A 22,828-nucleotide genomic window follows, 5' to 3' on the forward strand; every position below is an offset into this window, starting at 1 on the left:
AGTCCATTACCGGGAAGTACCGGAACATCTATGAAAATCACCATCATCGGCACCGGCTATGTCGGTCTCGTCACGGGCGCCTGCCTCGCGGAGATCGGTCACGACGTCTTCTGTCTCGACGTCGATCCGCGCAAGATCGACATCCTGAACAACGGCGGGATGCCGATTCACGAACCGGGGCTGCTGGACATCATCGCGCGCAACCGCACGGCGGGGCGCCTGCGCTTCTCGACCGACATCGAGGCGAGCGTCGCGCATGGCGAGATCCAGTTCATCGCGGTCGGCACGCCGCCCGACGAGGACGGCTCGGCCGACCTGCAATACGTGCTCGAGGCCGCGCGCAACATCGGCCGCCACATGACGGGCTTCAAGGTGATCGTCGACAAGTCGACGGTGCCGGTCGGCACCGCGCAGCGCGTGCGCGGCGTAGTCGACGAAGCGCTTGCGGCACGCGGGCTCGCGGGCAGCGTCGCGCACCGCTTCTCGGTCGTGTCGAACCCGGAGTTCCTGAAGGAAGGCGCCGCGGTCGAGGACTTCATGCGCCCCGACCGGATCATCATCGGCGTCGACGACGACGAAACCGGCACGATCGCGCGCGAGAAGATGAAGAAGCTCTACGCGCCGTTCAACCGCAACCACGAGCGCACGATCTACATGGACGTGCGTTCGGCGGAATTCGCGAAGTATGCGGCGAACGCGATGCTCGCGACGCGCATCTCGTTCATGAACGAAATGTCGAATCTCGCCGACAAGGTCGGCGCCGACATCGAGGCCGTGCGCCGCGGGATCGGCTCCGATCCGCGCATCGGCTATCACTTCCTGTATGCCGGCGTCGGCTACGGCGGCTCGTGCTTCCCGAAGGACGTGCAGGCGCTGATCCGCACCGCGGGCGAGAACGGCCAGCCGCTGCGTATCCTGGAGGCCGTCGAGGCCGCCAACCATGCGCAGAAGGACGTGCTGATCGGCAAGATCGAGCAGCGCTTCGGCGCCGACCTGACGGGCCGCGAATTCGCGGTCTGGGGCCTCGCGTTCAAGCCGAACACCGACGACATGCGCGAAGCGCCGAGCCGTCGCCTGATCGCCGCGCTGCTCGAACGCGGCGCGACCGTGCGTGCCTATGATCCGGTCGCAGTCGACGAAGCGCGCCGCGTGTTCGCGCTGGATTTCGGCGACGATGCGGACGCACTGGCGCGGCTGCATCTCGTCGATACGCAGGACGTCGCGGTCACCGGTGCGGATGCACTCGTGATCGTGACCGAATGGAAGGAATTCCGCAGCCCCGATTTCACGCGCCTGAAGGCGGAGCTGAAGGCACCGGTGATCTTCGACGGGCGCAACCTGTACGAGCCGGATGCGATGGCCGAGCTGGGCATCGACTACTACGCGATCGGCCGGCCGTATGTCGATCCCCAGTTGTCCTCCCGTGGCTGAACCTACGATGAATACTCTTCGCGAAGTCGTTCCGGTGCCGCGCGAGCAACTCGCGCGCTCGCGTGTGCTCGTCGTCGGCGACGTGATGCTCGACCGTTACTGGTTCGGCAACGTCGACCGCATTTCGCCTGAGGCGCCGGTGCCGGTCGTGCACGTGCAGCGTCAGGAGGAGCGGCTCGGCGGTGCGGCCAACGTCGCGCGCAATGCCGTGACGCTCGGCGGCCAGGCCGGGCTGCTGTGCGTCGTCGGTTGCGACGAACCCGGCGAGCGGATCGTCGAGTTGCTCGGCAGCAGCGGCGTGACGCCGCATCTCGAGCGCGATCCGGCGCTGCCGACCACGATCAAGTTGCGCGTGCTCGCGCGCCAGCAGCAACTGCTGCGCGTCGACTTCGAGGCGATGCCGACGCACGAGGTATTGCTTGCGGGGCTCGCGCGCTTCGATGTGCTGCTGCCGCAGCACGACGTCGTGCTCATGTCGGATTACGCCAAAGGCGGCCTCACGCACGTCACGACGATGATCGAGAAGGCGCGTGCGGCGGGCAAGGCGGTGCTGGTCGACCCGAAGGGCGACGACTGGGCACGCTATCGCGGCGCATCGCTGATCACGCCGAATCGCGCGGAACTGCGCGAGGTGGTCGGGCAGTGGAAATCGGAAGACGACCTGCGCGCGCGCGTCGCGAATCTGCGTGCGGAGCTCGACATCGACGCACTGTTGCTCACCCGTTCGGAAGAGGGCATGACGCTCTTTTCCGCAGGTGGCGAACTGCATGCGCCGGCGCTCGCGCGCGAAGTGTTCGACGTGTCGGGCGCGGGCGACACCGTGATCGCGACGGTCGCGACGATGCTCGGCGCCGGGGTGCCGCTCGTCGACGCGGTCGTGCTCGCGAATCGCGCGGCAGGCATCGTGGTCGGCAAGCTCGGCACGGCCACGGTGGATTACGACGAACTGTTTCACTGAGCGCATTCGGCGGCGCGACGAGCGCGTCGCCCGAGCGGGCTCGCACTTTTCAGGCAGGACGATCATGACCCTCATCGTCACCGGCGCAGCCGGTTTTATCGGCGCGAACATCGTCAAGGCGCTCAACGAGCGCGGCGAGACGCGCATCATCGCGGTCGACAACCTGACCCGCGCAGACAAGTTTCGCAATCTCGTCGATTGCGAGATCGACGACTATCTCGACAAGACCGAATTCGTCGAGCGCTTTGCGCGCGGCGATTTCGGCAAGGTACGCGCGGTATTTCATGAAGGCGCCTGTTCGGACACGATGGAAACCGACGGCCGCTACATGATGGACAACAACTTCCGCTACAGCCGCGCGGTGCTCGATACCTGCCTCGCGCAGGGCACGCAGTTCCTGTATGCATCGTCGGCCGCGATCTACGGCGGCTCGACGCGTTTCGTCGAGGAGCGCGACGTCGAGGCGCCGCTGAACGTGTACGGCTATTCGAAGTTCCTGTTCGACCAGGTGATCCGTCGCGTGCTGCCGAGCGCGAAGAGCCAGATCGCGGGCTTCCGCTATTTCAACGTGTACGGCCCGCGCGAGACGCACAAGGGCCGCATGGCGTCGGTCGCGTTCCACAACTTCAACCAGTTCCGCGCGGAAGGCAAGGTGAAGCTGTTCGGCGAATACAACGGTTATGCGCCGGGCGAGCAGACGCGCGATTTCGTGTCGGTCGAGGACGTGACCAAGGTGAATCTGTTCTTCTTCGACCATCCGGAGAAGTCGGGCATCTTCAATCTCGGCACGGGCCGGGCGCAGCCGTTCAACGATATCGCTTCGACGGTCGTGAACACGTTGCGCGCGCTCGACAACCAGCCGCCGCTGACGCTCGCGCAGCAGGTCGAGCAAGGGTTGATCGAGTACGTGCCGTTCCCCGATGCGCTGCGCGGCAAGTACCAGTGCTTCACGCAGGCCGACCAGACGAAACTGCGCGCGGCTGGCTACGACGCACCGTTCCTGACCGTGCAGGAAGGCGTCGATCGTTACGTGCGTTGGCTATCCGGCCAGGTTTAAACCGGCGCGTTGCATCGATAGACTGGGTCTCACGGTCGGCAGCCGCCGGCCGTTTTCTTCGGAGATCCAGCACATGTTCAGGAAATGGTTTGCCGCAGCGGTCATGCTCGGCGCAGTAGCGTCGGCCTGGGCGGCCGTCGACGTCAACACCGCGAACGAGGATGCGCTCGTCGGCATCAAGGGCATCGGCCCCGCACGCGCGAAGGCGATTCTCGACGAGCGCGGCGCACGCGGTCCGTTCAGGAATGCGGACGATCTCGCCAAGCGTGTGAAAGGCATGGGCGGGCACACCGTCGAGCGGCTTCAGCAGGAAGGCTTGACGATCGGTGCGGCGGCAGCGAAGCCTGCTGTCGCACCGGCCCGCACCGCGCAGAAATAACGCGTCACGCAACCGACAAAGCGCTCCTTCAGTCGCCGTCGTTGCGACGGCTTCCCGCGGCATGCCGCGGGTTTTTTGCGTGGGGCGGCGTGCGGGGCGATCACGAACCGCGGCACGCGTATTCCATCGGCGCAATGGGGTTGCCGGCGCGCGTGCCGGTGCTGGTTTACAATCGATCGATTGATCGGCCTCGTACTCACGGTATACCCATGGCTTACAAAACTATCGAAGACACGATCGGCAATACGCCGCTCGTGCAACTGGTCCGCCTGCCGGACGACGAGATTCGCGCTCGCAACAACGTGGTGCTCGCGAAGCTCGAGGGCAACAATCCGGCCGGTTCCGTGAAGGATCGCCCGGCGCTGTCGATGATTAGCAAGGCCGAGGCGCGCGGGCGCATCAAGCCGGGCGATACGCTGATCGAGGCGACGAGCGGCAACACGGGCATCGCGCTCGCGATGGCCGCAGCAATCCGCGGCTACAAGATGGTGCTGATCATGCCGGAGGATCTGTCGGTCGAGCGCCGCCAGAGCATGGCGGCTTATGGTGCTGAAATCATCCTGACGCCGGTGAAGGGCGGGATGGAACTGGCGCGCGACCTCGCGGAGCAGATGCAGCGCGAAGGCAAGGGCGTGATCCTCGACCAGTTCGGCAACCCCGACAATCCGATCGCGCACTACGAAGCAACGGGGCCGGAGATCTGGCGCGATACCGAAGGACGCGTCACGCACTTCGTGTCCGCCATGGGCACGACGGGCACGATCATGGGCACGTCGCGCTACCTGAAGGAGCAGAATGCGGCGATCGAGATCGTCGGTGCGCAGCCGGAAGACGGCTCGCGTATTCCGGGCATTCGCAAGTGGCCGGAAGCCTACATGCCGACCATCTTCGATCGCAGCCGCGTCGATCGCGTCGAAAACGTGAGCCAGGCCGCGGCGGAAACGATGGCGCGCCGGCTCGCGGCGGTCGAAGGCATCTTCGCGGGGATTTCATCGGGCGGCGCATGCGAAGTCGCGATGCGCATCGCGCGTCAGGTCGAGAATGCGACGATCGTGTTCATCGTCTGCGATCGCGGCGACCGTTACCTGTCCACGGGCGTGTTTCCGGCTTGAGCGAGAGAGAGGCGCGCTTCGCGCCGCGATAAAAAAAGCGCCGCTCGTGCGGCGCTTTTTCTTTGGCTGGCCGGCGCTTATTGCGACTGGGCCTCGCCAGCGGCGGGCTGCAGCGCGCCGCTCGCTTCCATCTGCGCTTTCACGGCCTCGCCGAGCTGGTACACGGTGAGCGCGTAGAAGAAGCTGCGGTTGTAGCGCGTCAGCACATAGAAGTTCTTCAGGCCGAGCATGTATTCGGTCGCGCGCCCCGGCGTCGGCAGGTCGACCACGGTCACCGGCGTGCCGGCTTCGGTCGTGATGTTGACCGTCGGCTCGTTCAGCGTCATGCCCGCGCGCAGCAGTTGCGACAGCGCCCAGTGCGGTTCGGGCTGGCCGTCGGCGGCGGCCTGTGCGATGCCCAGGCTGCCCATGTCGGGCGTGATCTGCCAGACCACCGGGCGGTCGGTTTCCCAGCCGTGCTGCTTCAGGTAGTTCGCGACACTGCCGATCGCATCGACAGGACTGCTGCGCAGATCGACATGGCCCGTGCCGTCGAAGTCGACCGCATATTCGCGGATGCTGCTCGGCAGGAACTGCGGAATCCCGATCGCGCCGGTGTACGAGCCGAGCACGGTGGTCGGGTCGAGCTGGTTGTCGCGGGTCCAGACCAGGAAGTCTTCGAGGTTCTTGCGGAAGGTTGCCTGGCGGCTGTCGCGATTCGGCGTGTCCGGGTAGTCGAACGTGAGCGTCGTCAGCGCGTCGAGCACGCGGAAATTGCCCATGTAGCGGCCGTAGATGGTCTCGACGCCGATGATGCCGACGATCACCTCGGGCGGCACGCCGAACTGCTCGGATGCGCGCTGCAGCGTCGCCTGGTTCGCCTTCCAGAACTTCACGCCCGCGTTGATGCGGATCGGCTCGATGAAGCGCGAGCGATACACGCGCCAGTTCTTGACCGTCGGCGACGGGGCCGGCCTCACGAGCTTGACGGCCGTCGCCGAGTAGCTGACGCGCGAGAACAGCGCATGCAGGCTCGCCGAATCGAAGCCGTTGCGACTCACCATCTCGTCGATGAACGCGTCGACCTTCGCGTTGCTCGCGTAACGCTGTGGAACGATTTCCTCTTCGAAGGTCTGACCTTGCGGTGTCGGCTGCTGCGGCTGGGCCTGGGCGACGAGCGTGCCGGCGGACTTCGCAGGCTGCGTCTGCGCCATGGCAGGCGCGGTGCCGAGGGCCGCGGCGATGGCAGCGACGACGAGCGGAGCGCGAACACGGAACAGCGCGGAGAGAAGGGCGGCAGGCTTGCTGGAATTCATGTCGAAGCGGGCGGACAGGGCGATGGTGTTCGGCGCAGTATACCCGACGCATCCGGCGCGCCGGGACGAAGCTGGCCCCCGTTGTGGTAAGTTAGCGGCGAATTCGCGGCAGACGATGGACATCATTGAGGGAGACCTGCGGCGCATCGTGCGCCGCGGATGACAGCTTATGGCAACCGCTTTCTACACGCACCCCGACTGCATGCTGCACGAGATGGGGGAATGGCATCCGGAATGTCCGGCCCGCCTGTCGGCGATCCAGGATCAACTGATTGCGAGCCGCATCGACGACCTGATCGTGCACGAAACCGCGCCATTCGCGAGCGAGGTCGCGCTGGGCCGCGTGCATACGCAGGCGCACATCGACTACATCCGCAGCATGACGCCGGTCGACGGTTACGTCGAGATCGATCCCGATACGCTGATGAATCGCGACACGTGGCGCGCGGCACTGCGCGCGGCCGGCGCGGCGATCGCGGCGACCGACGCGGTGATCGAAGGCCGCTATGCGAATGCGTTCTGCGGCGTCCGTCCGCCCGGTCACCATGCGGAGCCGGCGCGCGCGATGGGCTTCTGCTTCTTCAACAACGTCGCGATCGCCGCGCGGCATGCGCTCGACGTACACGGCATCGAGCGTGTCGCGATCATCGATTTCGACGTGCATCACGGCAACGGCACCGAGGCGGCGTTCGCGAACGACGAGCGCGTGCTGATGTGCAGCTTCTTCCAGCATCCGCTGTATCCGTTCTCGGGCGTCGATCATCAGGCGCCGAACATGGTCAACCTGCCGATGCCCGCCCGCAGCAACGGGATGGCGATCCGCGAAGCGGTCGACATGTTCTGGCTGCCGCGTCTCGACGCGTTCAAGCCGCAGATGCTGTTCGTGTCGGCCGGCTTCGATGCGCATCGCGAGGACGACATCGGCAATCTCGGCCTCGTCGAAGCCGACTTCGAATGGCTGACCGCGCAGATCGTCGACGTGGCGCGCCGGCATGCGCAGGGCCGCATCGTCAGTTGCCTCGAAGGCGGCTACAACCTGTCCGCGCTCGGGCGCAGCGTGGTCGCGCACCTGCGCGTGCTGGCCGGGATCTGATTTCCGCTTGACCGGCGGGCCGGCGTGTTCAGTGCGCCGGCACGCGCGCATGAATCCACGCGATCAGCGCGTCGATCACGCGATCGCGTTCGAGATCGTTCATCGTTTCGTGGAAACCGCCTTCGTACAGCGTCAGCGTACGGTCGGGCGAGCCGACGCGCGCGCCGAACGCGCGACTGCCGTCGGGTTCGGTCAGCTTGTCCTCGGTGCCGTGATAGACGAGCACCGGTACCCGCAGCGCGCCGCGGCCATTCTCGATGCGCGCCATCGCGTCGAGAATCTCCGCGCCGGTGCGGGCGGGCACCGCGCCGTGATGCACGAGCGGATCGGCGCGATTGGCGGCGACGACGGCCGGATCGCGCGACAGCAGCGCCGCATCGATCCTGATCGCGGGGAACGTGGGCCACACCCGGCTGATGACGCGGCTGACCGCAAGCATCCAGCGCGGCACGTCGCGCCCCGGCGCGAGCGCCGGACTCGACAGCACGAGGCCTGTCAGCCCATGGCCACGGGTCGGTGCGCGTTCGATCGCATAGAGCGCCGCGACCGCGCCACCCATGCTGTGTCCCATCAGGAACAGCGGCGCGTCGCCACGCGCGGCTTCGGCGACCAGCGCATCCGCATCGTTCAGGTAGCCGTCGAAGCGCTCGACCCACACGCGTTTGCCGGGCGATTGGCCATGCCCGCGCAGATCGATCGCCAGCACGTCGATGCCGGCTGCATTCAGCCGGCCGGCGAGCGCGGCATAGCGGCCCGCGTGTTCGGCGAGGCCATGCACCAGCGCGATCGTCGCGCGCGGCGGCGCGGTGCCGTCGCCGGCCGGCCAGCGGTACGACGCCAATTCGAGCCCGTCCGCGGTACGCAGCCGGCCCATGCGCGGCGCGGGTGCCGATCCGGTGGCGGCGGGTGCGGCGGCCGGCGTGGTGGTGATACTCATCTGGCGTGTCCCCTGTTCGTTGGTCGGTGTTCCGGATCATAGACGCGGCCTTCCCGCGCGGGCCCAGCGGCGCCCCTCTAATTTCGTCCGGTTATGAAAAGATCGAAATCGATTATTAAGGGGAATGAGGGGTTTGCGGTAAAATCACCGGTTATTCCAGATGCATCGGCGGCCGACTGGCGGGCCAACTCGCCGGCCGGCCGCCGTTTTGTTTACATGATCGAATTACGCAATCTCTCGCAGCGTTTCCCCGGCCCGGGCGGCTGGGTCGATGCGCTGCGCAACGTCAACCTGACGATCCCGCAAGGCGAGGTGTTCGGCATCATCGGCCGAAGCGGCGCCGGCAAGAGCACGCTCGTGCGCACCATCAACCTGCTCACGCGGCCGACCGAAGGCAATGTCGTCGTCGGCGGGCGCGACCTGATGCTGCTGTCGGCCGGTGCGCTGCGCGAGGCACGCCGCGAGATCGGCATGATCTTCCAGCACTTCAACCTGCTGTCGTCGCGCACGGTGTTCGACAACGTCGCGCTGCCGCTCGAACTGGCCGGTGCGAGCCGTGCCGACATCGAAGCCGCCGTGCTGCCGCTGCTCGATCTGGTCGGGCTGTCCGCGCAGAAGGACCGCTATCCGTCGCAGATCAGCGGCGGCCAGAAGCAGCGCGTCGGCATCGCCCGCGCGCTGGCGAGCCAGCCGAAGGTACTGCTGTCGGATGAAGCGACGTCCGCGCTTGATCCCGAAACCACGCGTTCGATCCTCGACCTGCTGAAGCGCATCAACCGCGAGCTCGGCCTGACGATCGTGCTGATCACGCACCAGATGGAAGTGATCAAGCAGGTCTGCGATCGCGTCGCGGTGCTCGATGCGGGACGCGTGGTCGAGGAAGGTCGCGTGATCGACGTGTTCCTGCAGCCGCATCACGAAGTGACGCGCGCGCTGATCGGCGACGTGATCGCGCAGGAGCTACCGCCCGCGCTGAAGGCGCGCGTGGCCGAGCGGCTGAAGACGGGCAGCGGCCATCTGCTGCGGCTCGCCTTCACGGGCTCGGGGGTCGACCAGCCGATCCTGTCGGAGACGATCCGCCGGTACGAACTCGATTTCAACATCCTGCATGGCCAGATCGACGAGATCCAGGGGCAGGCATTCGGTTCGCTCGCGGTGCTCGCGGGCGGCGAGCCGGGCAAGGTCGGGCAGGCGCTCGCGTTCCTGCGCGAGCAAGGCGTGGTGGTAGAGGAGCTTTCGTATGTTGAGTGAGATGTTCGATATGTTCGTGCAGTCGTTCTGGGAGACGCTGATCATGGTCGGCATCTCCGGAGCGGTCGGCGCGCTCGTCGGCCTGCCGCTCGGCGTGCTGCTCTACCTGACCGATCGCCAGGGCGTGCTGCAGAACCTCGCGGTGAATCGCGTGCTCGGCGGCATCGTGAACGCCGTCCGCTCGACGCCGTTCATCATCCTGCTGGTCGCGGTGATTCCGTTCACGCGGCTCGTCACCGGTTCGTCGATCGGCACGGCCGCGGCGGTCGTGCCGCTGACGCTCGCGGCCGCGCCGTTCATCGCGCGTCTCGTCGAAACGGCGCTGCGTGAAGTCGACCGCGGGCTGATCGAGGCCGCGCAATCGATGGGCGCGACCACGTCGCAGATCGTATTCAAGGTGCTGTTGCCCGAATCGCTGCCGGGCGTCGTCGCGGGCCTGACGATCACGTTCGTGTCGCTGGTCGGCTATTCGGCGATGGCGGGTGCGATCGGCGGCGGCGGCCTCGGCGATCTCGGCATCCGCTACGGTTACCAGCGCTATTTGCCGGAAGTGATGTGGACGGTCGTCGCGATCCTGATCGTGTTCGTGCAGATCGTGCAATCGTTCGGCGACTGGCTGGTGCGCCGGCTGAGCCACAAATAAGACAGACCGATCCGATAGGGGAGACACGATGCAACGACGCTTCATGCTGAAATTTGCCGCGGCGCTGGGCGCGGCCGCACTGTTCGCGGGCGCGCACGCCCGGGCCGAAACCATCAAGGTGGGCGTGACGGGCGGCCCGCACGCGCAGATCATGGAAGTGGTGAAGCAGGTCGCGGCGAAGGGCGGCCTGGAGATCCGCATCGTCGAATTCTCCGACTACGTGCAGCCGAACGCCGCGCTCGCGTCGGGCGATCTCGACGCGAACAGCTACCAGCACGATCCGTATCTGCAGGCGCAGGTGAAGGATCGCGGCTACAAGCTGATCAAGGTCGCGGATACCGTCACGTTCCCGATGGGCATCTATTCGAAGCGCGTGAAGTCGCTGGCCGAGCTGAAGCCGGGCGCGCGCATCGCCGTTCCGAACGATCCGACCAACGGCGGTCGCGCGCTGCTGCTGCTGCAGAAGCAGGGGCTGCTGAAGCTGCGCGCGGATGCGGGGCTGAAGGCGACGCCGCTCGATATCGTCGACAATCCGCGCAAGCTGAAGATCGTCGAGCTCGACGCGGCGCAGATCCCGCGCTCGCTCGGCGACGTCGACGCGGCCGCGATCAACACCAACTACGCGATGGAAGCGGGGTTGAAGCCGAAACAGGACGCGATCGCGATCGAGGGCCCGAACGGCCCGTACGCGAACATCCTCGCGATTCGCGAGACGGACCGGAACAAGCCGTGGGTCGCGAAGCTGATTGCGGCGTATCACTCGGCCGACGTGAAGCAGTTCATCGAAGGCAAGTTCGGCGGCGCGGTCATCGCCGCCTGGTAACGGGCGAAGCACGGGATGCCCGGCGGGATTAGAGTCGATGATCGAAAACCCGGGCTTTGCGTCCGGGTTTTTTCTCTTTTAAAATAGAACGACCGTTCGCTATCATTGGCGCGTCGCCAAGAAGCGGTATCCTCGACAACCATCATGGTTGGGTCCGCCTGGCCGCGCAGTCATGAGGCCTCGCTATAAAATGGCCTCTGGTCGTATTCGTAACTTTGGAGCGTGTGCATGAAAATCCTGGTGCCAGTGAAAAGAGTGGTCGATTACAACGTGAAGGTCCGCGTGAAGTCGGACAACACGGGCGTCGACATCGCGAACGTGAAGATGTCGATGAACCCGTTCGACGAAATCGCCGTTGAAGAAGCCGTGCGCCTGAAGGAAGCGGGTGTCGCGACCGAAGTGATCGCGGTGTCGGTGGGCGTCACGCAAGCGCAGGAAACGCTGCGCACGGCGCTGGCGATCGGCGCGGATCGCGCGATCCTCGTCGAGTCGAACGACAGCGTCGAGCCGCTGGCCGTCGCGAAGATCCTGAAGGCGCTGGTCGACAAGGAACAGCCGCAACTCGTGATCCTCGGCAAGCAGGCGATCGACGACGATTCGAACCAGACGGGCCAGATGCTGGCCGCGCTGGCAGGCCTGCCGCAAGCGACGTTCGCGTCGAAGGTGACGGTGGCCGACGGCAAGGCGACGGTGGCGCGCGAAGTCGACGGCGGCGCGGAAACGCTGTCGCTGACGCTCCCGGCGGTCGTCACGACCGACCTGCGCCTGAACGAGCCGCGCTACGTGACGCTGCCGAACATCATGAAGGCGAAGAAGAAGCCGCTGGAAACCGTGAAGCCGGAAGACCTCGGTGTGGACGTCGCGCCGCGTCTGAAGACGCTGAAGGTGGTCGAGCCGCCGAAGCGCGCAGCCGGCGTGAAGGTGCCGGACGTGAAGACGCTGGTCGAGAAGCTGAAGACCGAAGCCAAGGTGCTGTAAGAGGGAGCGGAAAGAAATGACGATTCTGGTGATTGCAGAACACGACAACGCGTCGATCAAGGCCGCGACGCTGAACACGGTGGCGGCGGCAGCGAAGATCGGTGGCGACATCCACGTGCTGGTCGCGGGCCACAACGCGCAAGCGGCGGCAGACGCTGCAGCGAAGATCGCAGGCGTGTCGAAGGTGCTGCTGGCCGACGCGCCGCAACTGGCCGAAGGCCTGGCGGAAAACGTCGAGGCGACCGCGCTGAACATCGCGAAGGACTACTCGCACATCCTCGCGCCGGCGACGGCCTACGGCAAGAACATCGCGCCGCGTATCGCGGCGAAGCTGGACGTCGCGCAGATCTCGGACATCACGGCAGTCGATTCGGCCGACACGTTCGAGCGCCCGATCTACGCGGGTAACGCGATCGCGACGGTGCAGTCGAGCGACCCGATCAAGGTCATCACGGTGCGTGCAACGGGCTTCGATCCGGTGGCGGCGGAAGGCGGCAGCGCGGCGGTCGACAAGATCGAAGCGGCGGCCGACGCCGGCAAGTCGCAGTTCGTGAGCCGCGAAGTGACGAAGCTGGACCGTCCGGAACTGACGTCGGCGAGCATCATCGTGTCGGGCGGCCGCGGCCTGGGCAGCGGCGAGAACTACACGAAGGTGCTGGAGCCGCTGGCCGACAAGCTGTCGGCAGCGCTCGGCGCATCGCGCGCGGCAGTCGACGCCGGCTACGTGCCGAACGACTACCAGGTCGGCCAGACCGGCAAGATCGTCGCGCCGCAGCTGTACATCGCGGTCGGCATTTCGGGTGCGATCCAGCACCTGGCCGGCATGAAGGATTCGAAGGTGATCGTCGCGATCAACAAGGATCCCGAAGCACCGATCTTCAGCGTGGCCGATTACGGCCTCGTCGGCGATCTGTTCGCGCTCGTGCCGGAACTCGTGACCGAGCTCGGCTGACGCGGTGTGATGCTTCAGCGGTAAGCACACGAGAAGAGGGGCGCGACGAGCGCCCCTTTTTGTTGTGTCATCGCGGAAGAGGCGCGAGCGGCGTGCGCCTGGACGATCCGCGATCGTCTCGTGCCGAGCGGCGCTCGCACGCTCGCAGTCGCCCAAAAGAGAAAGGCGCCCTCGGGCGCCTTTCTCGCTGATGCAACGGGCCCGCATCGCCGCGGGCCGTTCCGACTTACGCGTATGCCGGGCGCGTCTGGCCGGGCACGTCCTTCAGGTAACGATGCACCGACAGGTCGTCGGCCTGGATCGCGGGCATCTTGCCCGAGATCAGGTCCGCGAGCAGTTGGCCCGAGCCGCACGACATCGTCCAGCCGAGCGTGCCGTGGCCGGTGTTCAGGAACAGGTTCGACACCGGCGTGCGGCCGACGATCGGCGTGCCGTCCGGCGTCATCGGGCGCAGGCCCGTCCAGAACGTCGCCTTCGACGTGTCGCCGCCGCCCGGGAACAGGTCGTTCACGCACATCTCCAGCGTTTCGCGGCGTGCCGCGCGCAGCTTCTTGTCGAAGCCGACGATTTCCGCCATGCCGCCGACGCGGATGCGCTGGTCGAAGCGCGTGATCGCGATCTTGTAGGTCTCGTCGAGCACGGTCGACACGGGCGCGGCGGCTTCGTTGACGATCGGCGCGGTGATCGAATAACCCTTGAGCGGATAGACCGGAATCTTCATCAGGTTCGAGATGAAGTTCGTCGAGTACGAGCCGAGCGCGACGACGTACGCGTCCGCGCGTACCGTCTCGCTGCCGCACTGCACGCCGGCGATCTTGCCGCCCGCGATCGCGAGCGCATCGATCGGCGTGTTGTAGCGGAACTTGACGCCAAGCGATTCGGCGAGCGCGGCGAGGCGCGTCGTGAACAGCTGGCAATCGCCCGTTTCGTCGCCCGGCAGGCGCAGGCCGCCCGTCAGCTTGTGCGAGACGGCGGCGAGCGCCGGTTCGGCCTTTTTCAGTTCGGCCGGCGACAGCAGTTCGAACGGCACGTTCGCTTCCTGCAGCACGGCGATGTCCTTCGCCGCGCCGTCGATCTGCTGCTGCGTGCGGAACAGTTGCAGCGTGCCGCCCGTGCGGCCTTCGTACTGGATACCGGTATCGGCACGCAGCGCCTGCAGGCAGTCGCGGCTGTATTCGGCGAGACGGACCATGCGGCCCTTGTTGACTGCATAGCGCTCGGCCGTGCAGTTGCGCAGCATCTGATACATCCACTGGAGCTGGAAGCGCGTGCCGTCGAGGCGGATCGCGAGCGGCGCGTGCTTTTCGAACATCCACTTGACCGCCTTCAGCGGCACGCCGGGCGCGGCCCACGGCGCGGCATAGCCGGGCGAGATCTGGCCTGCGTTCGCGAAGCTCGTCTCCAGCGCCGGGCCGGCTTCCCGGTCGATCACCGTGACTTCATGGCCGGCGCGCGCGAGGTAATACGCGCTTGCCACGCCCACCACACCGCTGCCCAGAATGACGACTCGCATAGCTGCTCCAGATGGAAGGGACCAGGTTGAGGCCGGGCGCACCCTGCGGCTCCGTGTAACCTCTAGCTGATCTAGTTTTTTGAGCTATGGTATTGTCGAATGTGCAGTTTTTGTTATCGTATTTTTTCGGTTTTCAGCATAAACAAATGAGAACGCAACGTCAGCCCGTACGCTCGCTCGACAAGCTCGACCGACGCATCCTGAAACTGCTCCAGGACGACGGCCGGATGGCGATGAAAGACCTTGCGGAACAGGTCGGCCTGACCGTCACGCCGTGTATCGAGCGTGTGCGGCGCATGGAGCGCGACGGCGTGATCACCGGTTATCACGCGCGGGTCGACCCGGGCCAGCTGGGCGCCGCGCTGCTGGTGTTCGTCGAGATCACGCTCGGCCACAAGGGCGGCAACATGTTCGAGCAATTCCGCCGGGAAGTGATGAAGATCGACGAGGTGCTCGAATGCCATCTCGTCTCCGGCGATTTCGACTATCTGATCAAGGCGCGGATCGGCGAGATGGCCGACTACCGCAAGCTGCTCGGCGACATCCTGCTGCAGTTGCCCGGCGCCGTGCAGTCGAAGAGCTACGTCGTGATGGAAGAAATCAAGGAAACGCTGACGATCGCCGTCGGCGAATGACGTGCCGGCGGCCCGTTGTCGGGCCCTTTATCCCGCCCTTGGCATGCTGCGCCCAATACTGTATAAATGTACAGTATTGGGCGCAGGCGAATGGGTGGGCACATGGACGATCGGTCCGACAACGAATTTCCGATAGCGCCGCCCGTGCCCCGCAAGGGGCGCGGTGCGGTCGACAACCTGCAGGGGCGGTATGAACTCGCGCAGCGCGAAGCGGTGGACGACGGCTGGACGCACGAGTCCGACGATGCCGATTTCCCCGCGCCGCTGCGCACGCAGGTATTCGAGGAGCGGGCGAAGAGCATCCTGACGCGCAACCAGTCGCCCGATATTCCGTTCAGCGTGTCGCTCAATCCGTATCGCGGTTGCGAGCACGGTTGTATCTACTGTTTCGCGCGGCCGACGCACAGCTATCTCGGGCTGTCGCCGGGGCTCGATTTCGAAAGCCGCATCTACGCGAAGGTGAACGCGGCCGAACTGCTCGAACGCGAGATTTCCCGCAAGCGCTACGTGCCGGAGCCGATCGCGCTCGGCGTCAACACCGACGCATACCAGCCGGTCGAGCGCGACCTGCGCATCACGCGCAGCGTGGTCCAGGTGATGCACGATCGCGGGCTGCCGTTCGCGGCGATCACGAAATCGTCGCTGATCGAGCGCGATCTCGACCTGCTCGCGCCGATGGCCGAACGCGGGCAGGTGATGGCGGCGGTCACGATCACGACGCTCGATGCCGAACTCGCGCGCACGCTCGAGCCGCGCGCGGCCACGCCGGCGCGGCGGTTGCGCACGATCCGCGCACTGCGCGAGGCGGGCGTGCCGGTCGGCGTGAGCATCGCACCGGTGATTCCGTTCGTGACCGAGCCGGACATGGAGCGCGTGCTGGAGGCGTGCGCGGAAGCCGGTGCGACGCATGCGAGCTACATCATTCTGAGGTTGCCGTGGGAGGTCGCGCCGCTGTTCAAGAGCTGGCTTGCCGCGCATTTTCCCGATCGTGCGGAGCGCGTGATGAACCGCGTGCGCGACATGCGCGGCGGCAAGGATTACGACTCGGATTTCTCGAAACGGATGAAGGGCGAGGGGATCTGGGCCGACCTGTTGCGGCAGCGCTTCCGTCAGGCGGTCAAGCGGCTCGGGTTGAACGAGCGCACGAACGGCATTCTCGATCTGTCGCGGTTCAGCGGGGCGCCGGCCGCTGCGGTGCCGGCGCCACGTGTTGCGGTTCGCTCAGCCGGCGCGAAGCCGCGCGACGACATGCAGTTGAGCCTGTTCTGATGGACGAGCGATACGGTTGCCGGTGTGCCGTATCGACCGTATCGGTGGTGCTTACTGCGAAATCTGCTTGGCTGCTTCGACCTGCGATTCGAAGTAAGTCTGGAACGACAGCGCGAGCGCGGTCATCAACAGGAACGCGCCGATCAGCAGCGAGAAGATCACGACGAAGATCACGGTCCAGCCCGACTTGCTGTGCTTGCCGGTGTCCGCGTTGAATTGCGCATCCCATTTTTCGTCGGGACGCAGCCCGTAGACGAGTGCGGCGAGGAACGCCGCCAGCAGCGAGATTGCGCCGGGGACCGCGAGCCACCAGCCGAGGCCGGCGCTGCGCTGGGTAGCCGCGAGCAAGAGGAAGCCTGGGATGCCGACGATCGTCGCGAGCAGGTGGGCCCAGCCGTACACGTCGCGAAAGCCGTACAGATAGAAGCGGTGCGCGCCGAGCGATCCGAGCAGGAACGCGAGGGCGGCTGTGAGCGTCTTGGAGCGGAAGCGGCGGGGCGATGCGGTGCTGCTGGACATGGATGGCGGCGTCTTGTCGTTGGCATGGGCGGGGCCGGCAGGCCGGCGCGGGCGCGCGGCCCGGCACGCATTCTACGATGCCCGGTCGGGCCCGGTCACCCCTCGCCTGCGTCAAGGTGCCGCATAGGTCACGCGATAGATCGCGCCTGCGTAATCGTCGCTGACGAGCAGCGAGCCGTCCGGCAGCGGCAGTACATCGGCCGGGCGTCCCCATACCGTGCCGTCGGGTCGCAGCCAGCCGGTAACGAACGGCGTCTGGCGTGCATGGCTGCCGTCCGCCGAGACGACCACGCGCATCACGCGGTAGCCGACCTTCGTGCTGCGGTTCCACGAGCCGTGTTCGGCAATGAAGACATTATTGCGATACGACGCCGGAAACATCGGCCCGGTATAGAAGCGCATTCCGAGCGCCGCGACGTGCGCGCCGAGTTTCAGGACGGGCGGCACGTAACGGCGACAGACGTCGGCGCTGCCGAATTCGGGGTCGGGCGTATCGCCGCCGTGGCAGTAGGGAAAGCCGAAGTCGAGGCCGGCGCGCGGCGCGCGGTTCAGCTTGTCGTCGGGTACGTCGTCGCCCATCATGTCGCGCCCGTTGTCGGTGAACCACAGCTCGCCCGAATCGGGGTGCCATGCAAAGCCGACCGTATTGCGTATGCCGCGGGCGACCACTTCGCGTCCGCTGCCGTCGGCGTTCATTCGCGCGATGATCGCGTAGCGGTTGCGATCGGCGAGGCAGGCGTTGCACGGTGCGCCGGTCGGCACGTACAGCTTGCCGTCGGGGCCGAATGCGATGAATTTCCAGCCGTGATGGTGGTCGGTCGGCAGCGCGTCGGTCACCACGACAGGCGCGGGAGGTCTGGCGAGCCGGTCGTCGATATGGTCGATGCGCACGATGCGCGACACGGCGGATATGTAGAGAGCGCCGTCGCGGTAGGCGACGCCGACGGGCATGTCGAGCCCGGACGCGACGACGTAGCGCGCGCTGATCCGGCCCTCGTGCATGACGAACGCGTGGACGCGGCCGTCTCGTGTGCCGACATACAGGATGCCGCGCGGCGACCACGCCATTTCGCGCGCGGCCGGTACGGCGTCGGTCAGCACGTCCACGTGGAAGCCGGGCGGCACGACGAGTTCGTTCACCGGCAGCGGCGCGGTAAACGCCGGCGCGGACACGGAGCAGGCAAGGCCGGCAAGCAGCGCCGCGAATGGGCGCCGTGCGCGGCGCACGAGGGCGGCGCGAAGGGGCAACATGACGGTCGGGAGCGTCCTGGACACGACGATTGTAGGCCCGGCGGACGGGCCGTCCGCGGATTTTTACGCGTAAGTGTTTGTTGTACCTCTGGTTTCCGGCTATAATCGCGTGTTTCAGTAGTTTCGAACCCGGTTTTCCCGAAGGACATCATATGGTTATCATCCGTCTGGCTCGTGGCGGCTCGAAGAAGCGCCCGTTCTACAACATCGTTGCTACCGATTCGCGCAACCGTCGTGACGGCCGCTTCATCGAGCGCGTCGGCTTCTACAACCCGGTCGCCACGAAGGGCGAATCGCTGCGTATCGCTCAGGATCGCCTGACGTACTGGCAAGGCGTTGGCGCGCAACTGTCGCCGACCGTCCAGCGTCTCGTGAAGGAAGCGCAAAAGGCGCAACCGGCTGCCTAACATGGCACGGTGTGCCGGTCGTGCCGGCTATGAGGTGCATTGATGGCGGGTCACGATTCCGGTAATGCAAGGCGCGGGCGTGCGTCATTCGGCGCATTCGTCCGCAAACCGGTCGAGCGCGACATGGTCGCGAACGCCGGTCAAGCTGCCGAACCAGGCGGCCTCGACGCGACGCAAACCTGGCCCGACGATGCCGTCGAGGTCGGGGCGGTGGTCGACGCCTACGGCCTGAAAGGCTGGGTCAAGGTGGCGGCGCATGCCGATGCCGGTCGCGGTGGCGACGCGCTGCTCAATGCGCGTCGCTGGTGGCTGGAACGCGGTGCGGAGCGGCTTTCCGTCCGCATCATGCAGTCGAAGACGCACAGCGACACTGTCGTTGCGCAACCCGCGGGCGTCAGCGACCGCGATGCTGCGCTGTCCATGCGCGGCTTTCGCGTGTTCGTGCGCCGGGAAGATTTCCCGGCACTGGCCGCGGACGAATTCTATTGGGTCGACCTGATCGGTCTCGAGGTCGTCAACGAGCAATCGGTGGCGCTCGGGAAGGTGAGCGGGATGATCGACAACGGCGTGCATTCGATCATGCGTGTCGAGTATCCGGCGACCGGCAAAGACGGTCGGCCGACCACCGACGAGCGGTTGATTCCGTTCGTCGGCGTCTACGTCAAAACGGTGGATCAGGCGGCGCGTCGCATCGTCGTCGACTGGGAAGCCGATTACTGAAATGAACCAGGTTACCGAGAGCGCGGTGCAGTTCGACGTCATCACGCTCTTTCCCGAGATGTTCCGCGCACTGACCGACTGGGGAATCACCAGCCGGGCCGTCAAGCAGGGGCGCTTCGGGCTGCGCACCTGGAACCCGCGTGATTTCACGACGGACAACTACCGCACGGTCGACGATCGTCCGTACGGCGGCGGTCCGGGCATGGTGATGCTGGCGAGGCCGCTCGAAGCCGCGATCGATGCCGCGAAAGCGGCACAGGCGGAGCAGGGCATCGCGAGCACGCGCGTCGTGATGATGTCGCCGCAAGGCGCGCCGCTCACGCATGATCGCGCGGTGCGGATGGCGCAGGAACCCGGCGTCGTCGTGCTGTGCGGTCGTTACGAAGCGATCGATCAGCGCCTGCTCGACCGTTGCGTCGACGAGGAAATCAGCCTCGGCGATTTCGTGCTGTCGGGCGGCGAGCTGCCGGCGATGGCGATGATGGATGCAGTCGTGCGGTTGCTGCCCGGTGTGCTGAACGATTCGCTGTCGGCCGTGCAGGACAGCTTCGCCGATGGTCTGCTCGATTGTCCGCACTACACGCGTCCCGAGGAATACGACGGCGTGCGCGTGCCGGACGTGTTGCTCGGCGGGCATCATGCCGAGATCGAGAAGTGGCGGCGTCAGGAAGCATTGAGGAATACGTTGCGGAAGCGGCCGGACCTGATCGTCCGGGCGCGCCGCGAAAAGTTGTTGAGCCGGGCCGACGAGGCGTGGCTTGCGAACCTCGCACGCGAAGCGAAGGACGCCTCCTGAGGCGGCTGCGCGAGCGGGAATTGGCGGTGCCGTACATGCGTGTACGGTGCCTGATGTGAATCCATCCTCTATCGGGGCCAGGCCTGGAAGCAGGCGGGTGCCAACGCCGACACGATGGCATAAGGAGTCAGTAATGAATCTGATCGCAAAACTTGAGCAGGAAGAAATCGAGCGCGCGCTCGCCGGCAAGACGATCCCCGATTTCGCCCCGGGCGACACGGTGATCGTGAACGTGAACGTGGTTGAAGGTAACCGCAAGCGCGTTCAGGCTTACGAAGGCGTCGTGATCGCGATTCGCAATCGTGGTCTGAACTCGAACTTCATCGTTCGCAAGATCTCGTCGGGCGAAGGCGTCGAGCGTACGTTCCAGACGTACTCGCCGCTGCTGGCAAGCATCGTCGTGAAGCGTCGCGGTGATGTGCGTCGTGCGAAGCTGTACTACCTGCGCGAGCGTTCGGGCAAGTCGGCTCGTATCAAGGAAAAGCTGGTGTCGAAGGATCGCGCCGCAGCAGCTTCCCAAGAGTAAGAGCTGTAAGGAAAAAGCACCCAACCGGGTGCTTTTTTCATTCTGGCGCGACAATATGCTCGATACGACACGAACCCGAGAGCCCCATTGAATCGCCGCCCCATCATCGATCCCGAAGTCTTGCCGGTCGAAGGCACCGGCGCCGGCCTGCCCGTCATCGACTCCCGGCTGATGACGCCGTCCGGCCTGCGCGAACGTTTCGCGCGCACGCTCGAATGGAGCGTCGAGCCCGGCGAGGCGAGGCTGCAGGAGGGCGTCGATCCGCGTAGCGCGGCCGTCCTCGTGCCGCTCGTCGTCCGCGAGTCAGGCCTCACCGTGCTGCTGACGCAGCGCGCCGATCACCTGAACGACCACGCCGGACAGATCAGCTTTCCCGGCGGCCGTCGCGAGCCGTTCGACCGCGATGCGACCGCCACGGCGTTGCGCGAGGCGAAGGAAGAGATCGGGCTGGCCGCCGAACGCGTCGAGATTCTCGGCGCGCTGCCCGACTACCTGACCGGCACGGGTTTCTGCGTGACGCCGGTCGTCGGCCTCGTGCATCCGCCGTTTACCGTGCAGGCCGATACGTTCGAAGTCGCCGAGATTTTCGAAGTGCCGCTCGCGTTCGTGATGAATCCCGCGAACCATCAGGTCCGCGTGTTCCGGTGGGAAGGCGGCGAGCGTCGTTTTTTTGCCATGCCCTATCCGAATGGCGAACCGGGCGGGCATTACTTCATCTGGGGCGCAACTGCCGGCATGTTTCGCAATCTGTATCGCTTCTTGGCCGCCGGCTAGGCGGGCGCGCCGACTGGCGCGCGCGACCGGCTGCCGGGCGACCGCGCCGGCAGCCATGCGCGGCTGACGCTGTGCTATCGTTATGCAAAAAATGACATAACTCCGAAGACGGCGCCACGCATGACTTTCTTTTCGGTTCTCCTCGCTCTCATCATCGAACAGGTCCGCGCGTTGTCGCCGAGCAATCCGGTATTCGCGCTGTTCCAGTTTCATGCGGAAACCGTCGCGCATGGCCTCGACGCCGGCAAGCAGAAGCACGGGATCCTCGCATGGCTCGCGGTCGTGCTGCCGTGGGTGCTGATCGTCGCGCTGATCTATTTCCTGCTGTACAAGGTGAGCTTCGTGCTCGCGTTCCTGTGGAACGTCGCCGTCGTGTATTTCACGCTCGGCTTCCGCCAGTTCAGCCACTACTTCACCGACATCCACCTCGCGCTCAACAACGACGACGTGCCGCGCGCGCGTGAAATCCTCCATGAATGGACGGGCATCGACACGGTCGACATGCCGGTGGGTGAAATCGTCCGCCATACGCTGATCCATGCGGTCGTCGCGTCGCATCGCCACGTGTTCGGCGTGTTCTTCTGGTACGTGCTGCCGATCGGCCCGGCCGGCGCCGTGCTGTACCGGATTTCCGAATATCTCGCGCGCAGCTGGGCGACGCCGGGCGACGACCGTACGGCCGCGTTCTCGACGTTCGCGCAGCGTGCGTTCTTCGTGATCGACTGGATTCCGTCCCGACTGACGGCGCTCGGTTTCGCGATCGTCGGCAATTTCGAGGATGCGATTTACGCGTGGCGCAATCACACGCGCCAGTGGCCCGACCCGAACGACGGCGTACTGCTGGCCGCCGGCAGCGGGGCGCTTGGCGCGCGTCTCGCAGGGCCGCTCGCGGAACCGTCGAGCCTCGATGCGCTGGCAGTCGGCGACAGCGGCCCGTTGACGGTTGGTGACGATTGCACGCCGCGCACGCTGCAGTCGGCGGTCGGCCTCGTATGGCGCGCGGTGATTCTGTGGATGATCCTGCTGCTGATGCTGACGCTTGCCGTCTGGGTGTCGTGACGGGGCAGCCTGACGCGCGATGAAATGAAAAGGCCGGCTCGATGCCGGCCTTTTCGCTGTGTGTCAGCGCGGTGCATTCAGTCATCGAGCGGGTCACGCACGGCGCCGCATTGCCAGCACGCGGTGAATTGCGCTTCGAGCGCTTCGCCGCACTGCCGGCAGCGCCAGGGCGCCGCGCCCGCCGACGGGCCGTGCGACGCGGCGTCGAGGAGCCGGCGGGCGAGCGCGTCGTCACGTTCGTCGTCGAGCCACAGCTCGGGTGTGCACGCATCGGCCGGCAGGCCGCCGAGCGCGCCGGTCGCGTAGCAGTTGTGCAGTTCGCAACCGATGCCGGCTACCTGGAGCACGTTGGCCCAATGCTGCGCGGTCGCGAGGTCGGGTGCCTTGAAACGCATCGCGGCTCCTGTCGATGAAAGCCGGCCCGGCTGGCGCCGGCCGGCCGTCGTGCAC

25 protein-coding genes are annotated in these 22,828 nt (G+C 65.9%); 19 read left to right on the forward strand and 6 right to left on the reverse strand.

Going from position 1 to position 22,828, the window contains the following annotated elements; genetic code table 11:
• The first annotated feature begins 30 nt into the window (after positions 1-30).
• The 5 genes from H0X90_RS13505 (at position 31) to cysM (ending at position 4,937) form a co-directional block, all read left to right on the forward strand.
• A complete protein-coding gene (locus H0X90_RS13505; protein ID WP_034200853.1) occupies positions 31-1,431 on the forward strand; it encodes a UDP-glucose/GDP-mannose dehydrogenase family protein in 1,401 nt (466 codons plus the stop codon).
• Between the two features lie 7 nt (positions 1,432-1,438).
• Positions 1,439-2,389 carry a D-glycero-beta-D-manno-heptose-7-phosphate kinase gene (gene rfaE1 / locus H0X90_RS13510; RefSeq protein WP_006486931.1) on the forward strand — a complete coding sequence of 317 codons (951 nt, stop codon included), beginning with the start codon at positions 1,439-1,441 and terminating at the stop codon, positions 2,387-2,389.
• Positions 2,390-2,453: 64 nt separating this feature from the next.
• Positions 2,454-3,446, forward strand: coding sequence for an ADP-glyceromanno-heptose 6-epimerase (gene rfaD / locus H0X90_RS13515; protein WP_006496538.1), 993 nt, complete (start codon positions 2,454-2,456; stop codon positions 3,444-3,446).
• A 73-nt stretch (positions 3,447-3,519) separates the two neighbouring features.
• Positions 3,520-3,825 (forward strand): helix-hairpin-helix domain-containing protein, encoded by a 306-nt coding sequence (locus H0X90_RS13520; protein ID WP_060266629.1) that lies wholly within the window; start codon positions 3,520-3,522, stop codon positions 3,823-3,825.
• A gap of 209 nt (positions 3,826-4,034) precedes the next feature.
• Positions 4,035-4,937 carry a cysteine synthase CysM gene (cysM, locus tag H0X90_RS13525; RefSeq protein ID WP_012492863.1) on the forward strand — a complete coding sequence of 301 codons (903 nt, stop codon included), beginning with the start codon at positions 4,035-4,037 and terminating at the stop codon, positions 4,935-4,937.
• A gap of 77 nt (positions 4,938-5,014) precedes the next feature.
• Here cysM and mltB read toward each other — a convergent pair whose 3' ends face one another.
• On the reverse strand, positions 5,015-6,358 hold the full coding sequence (gene mltB, locus H0X90_RS13530) for a lytic murein transglycosylase B (RefSeq protein ID WP_077190891.1): 1,344 nt from the start codon (positions 6,356-6,358) through the stop codon (positions 5,015-5,017).
• A 43-nt stretch (positions 6,359-6,401) separates the two neighbouring features.
• On the opposite strand from mltB, the gene H0X90_RS13535 reads away from it, so the two are divergent.
• Positions 6,402-7,325, forward strand: coding sequence for a histone deacetylase family protein (locus H0X90_RS13535; RefSeq protein WP_006486840.1), 924 nt, complete (start codon positions 6,402-6,404; stop codon positions 7,323-7,325).
• A 28-nt stretch (positions 7,326-7,353) separates the two neighbouring features.
• Here H0X90_RS13535 and H0X90_RS13540 read toward each other — a convergent pair whose 3' ends face one another.
• Positions 7,354-8,262, reverse strand: coding sequence for an alpha/beta hydrolase (locus H0X90_RS13540; protein ID WP_077190890.1), 909 nt, complete (start codon positions 8,260-8,262; stop codon positions 7,354-7,356).
• 216 nt (positions 8,263-8,478) lie between these two features.
• Between H0X90_RS13540 and H0X90_RS13545 the strand changes: the two genes are divergently transcribed.
• The 5 genes from H0X90_RS13545 to H0X90_RS13565 all read left to right on the forward strand — a co-directional run bounded on the left by H0X90_RS13545 (position 8,479) and on the right by H0X90_RS13565 (position 12,909).
• Positions 8,479-9,513, forward strand: a complete 1,035-nt coding sequence (locus H0X90_RS13545; RefSeq protein ID WP_043205428.1) for a methionine ABC transporter ATP-binding protein — start codon at positions 8,479-8,481, stop codon at positions 9,511-9,513.
• Complete coding sequence (locus tag H0X90_RS13550; RefSeq protein ID WP_006486982.1) at positions 9,503-10,156, forward strand: methionine ABC transporter permease; 654 nt, start codon at positions 9,503-9,505, stop codon at positions 10,154-10,156. The genes H0X90_RS13545 and H0X90_RS13550 overlap by 11 nt, the downstream gene beginning before the upstream one ends.
• A gap of 28 nt (positions 10,157-10,184) precedes the next feature.
• Complete coding sequence (locus tag H0X90_RS13555) at positions 10,185-10,979, forward strand: MetQ/NlpA family ABC transporter substrate-binding protein (RefSeq protein WP_077190889.1); 795 nt, start codon at positions 10,185-10,187, stop codon at positions 10,977-10,979.
• A 228-nt stretch (positions 10,980-11,207) separates the two neighbouring features.
• The gene (locus H0X90_RS13560; RefSeq protein ID WP_006496532.1) at positions 11,208-11,957 is read left to right on the forward strand and encodes an electron transfer flavoprotein subunit beta/FixA family protein; all 750 of its coding nucleotides are present in this window, start codon (positions 11,208-11,210) and stop codon (positions 11,955-11,957) included.
• A gap of 16 nt (positions 11,958-11,973) precedes the next feature.
• Positions 11,974-12,909 carry an electron transfer flavoprotein subunit alpha/FixB family protein gene (locus tag H0X90_RS13565; RefSeq protein WP_006486854.1) on the forward strand — a complete coding sequence of 312 codons (936 nt, stop codon included), beginning with the start codon at positions 11,974-11,976 and terminating at the stop codon, positions 12,907-12,909.
• Between the two features lie 226 nt (positions 12,910-13,135).
• On the opposite strand, the gene H0X90_RS13570 is transcribed toward H0X90_RS13565, so the two are convergent.
• Complete coding sequence (locus H0X90_RS13570) at positions 13,136-14,422, reverse strand: D-amino acid dehydrogenase (RefSeq protein ID WP_077190888.1); 1,287 nt, start codon at positions 14,420-14,422, stop codon at positions 13,136-13,138.
• Positions 14,423-14,568: 146 nt separating this feature from the next.
• Between H0X90_RS13570 and H0X90_RS13575 the strand changes: the two genes are divergently transcribed.
• Both H0X90_RS13575 and H0X90_RS13580 read left to right on the forward strand, forming a co-directional pair.
• Positions 14,569-15,057 carry an Lrp/AsnC ligand binding domain-containing protein gene (locus H0X90_RS13575; protein WP_012492860.1) on the forward strand — a complete coding sequence of 163 codons (489 nt, stop codon included), beginning with the start codon at positions 14,569-14,571 and terminating at the stop codon, positions 15,055-15,057.
• Positions 15,058-15,147: 90 nt separating this feature from the next.
• Positions 15,148-16,326: a PA0069 family radical SAM protein gene (locus H0X90_RS13580; protein ID WP_077190886.1), complete on the forward strand. Its 1,179-nt coding sequence runs from the start codon at positions 15,148-15,150 to the stop codon at positions 16,324-16,326.
• Positions 16,327-16,377: 51 nt separating this feature from the next.
• Here the strand turns inward: H0X90_RS13580 and H0X90_RS13585 are convergent, their stop codons facing one another.
• Both H0X90_RS13585 and H0X90_RS13590 read right to left on the reverse strand, forming a co-directional pair.
• On the reverse strand, positions 16,378-16,845 hold the full coding sequence (locus H0X90_RS13585) for an NINE protein (protein ID WP_006486876.1): 468 nt from the start codon (positions 16,843-16,845) through the stop codon (positions 16,378-16,380).
• A gap of 111 nt (positions 16,846-16,956) precedes the next feature.
• A complete protein-coding gene (locus H0X90_RS13590; protein WP_060213617.1) occupies positions 16,957-18,096 on the reverse strand; it encodes a sorbosone dehydrogenase family protein in 1,140 nt (379 codons plus the stop codon).
• Between the two features lie 152 nt (positions 18,097-18,248).
• On the opposite strand from H0X90_RS13590, the gene rpsP reads away from it, so the two are divergent.
• The 6 genes from rpsP to H0X90_RS13620 all read left to right on the forward strand — a co-directional run bounded on the left by rpsP (position 18,249) and on the right by H0X90_RS13620 (position 22,378).
• Positions 18,249-18,503: a 30S ribosomal protein S16 gene (gene rpsP, locus H0X90_RS13595; RefSeq protein ID WP_006476550.1), complete on the forward strand. Its 255-nt coding sequence runs from the start codon at positions 18,249-18,251 to the stop codon at positions 18,501-18,503.
• A 42-nt stretch (positions 18,504-18,545) separates the two neighbouring features.
• A complete protein-coding gene (gene rimM, locus H0X90_RS13600; protein ID WP_006496528.1) occupies positions 18,546-19,223 on the forward strand; it encodes a ribosome maturation factor RimM in 678 nt (225 codons plus the stop codon).
• Between the two features lies 1 nt (position 19,224).
• Positions 19,225-20,019, forward strand: a complete 795-nt coding sequence (trmD, locus tag H0X90_RS13605) for a tRNA (guanosine(37)-N1)-methyltransferase TrmD (RefSeq protein ID WP_006486979.1) — start codon at positions 19,225-19,227, stop codon at positions 20,017-20,019.
• A 133-nt stretch (positions 20,020-20,152) separates the two neighbouring features.
• Entirely contained in the window at positions 20,153-20,545 is a 393-nt protein-coding gene (gene rplS / locus H0X90_RS13610) for a 50S ribosomal protein L19 (protein ID WP_006486838.1), read from the forward strand.
• Positions 20,546-20,632: 87 nt separating this feature from the next.
• The gene (locus H0X90_RS13615; protein ID WP_006486824.1) at positions 20,633-21,319 is read left to right on the forward strand and encodes a CoA pyrophosphatase; all 687 of its coding nucleotides are present in this window, start codon (positions 20,633-20,635) and stop codon (positions 21,317-21,319) included.
• 120 nt (positions 21,320-21,439) lie between these two features.
• Positions 21,440-22,378, forward strand: a complete 939-nt coding sequence (locus H0X90_RS13620) for a CobD/CbiB family protein (RefSeq protein WP_006486900.1) — start codon at positions 21,440-21,442, stop codon at positions 22,376-22,378.
• Between the two features lie 77 nt (positions 22,379-22,455).
• Here the strand turns inward: H0X90_RS13620 and H0X90_RS13625 are convergent, their stop codons facing one another.
• A complete protein-coding gene (locus H0X90_RS13625) occupies positions 22,456-22,773 on the reverse strand; it encodes a hypothetical protein (protein ID WP_011351362.1) in 318 nt (105 codons plus the stop codon).
• Between the last annotated feature and the right edge of the window lie 55 nt (positions 22,774-22,828).

The sequence above is a fragment of the Burkholderia sp. 9775_39 genome (genome assembly GCF_015712225.1).
GTDB classification, from domain to species: domain Bacteria; phylum Pseudomonadota; class Gammaproteobacteria; order Burkholderiales; family Burkholderiaceae; genus Burkholderia; species Burkholderia cenocepacia.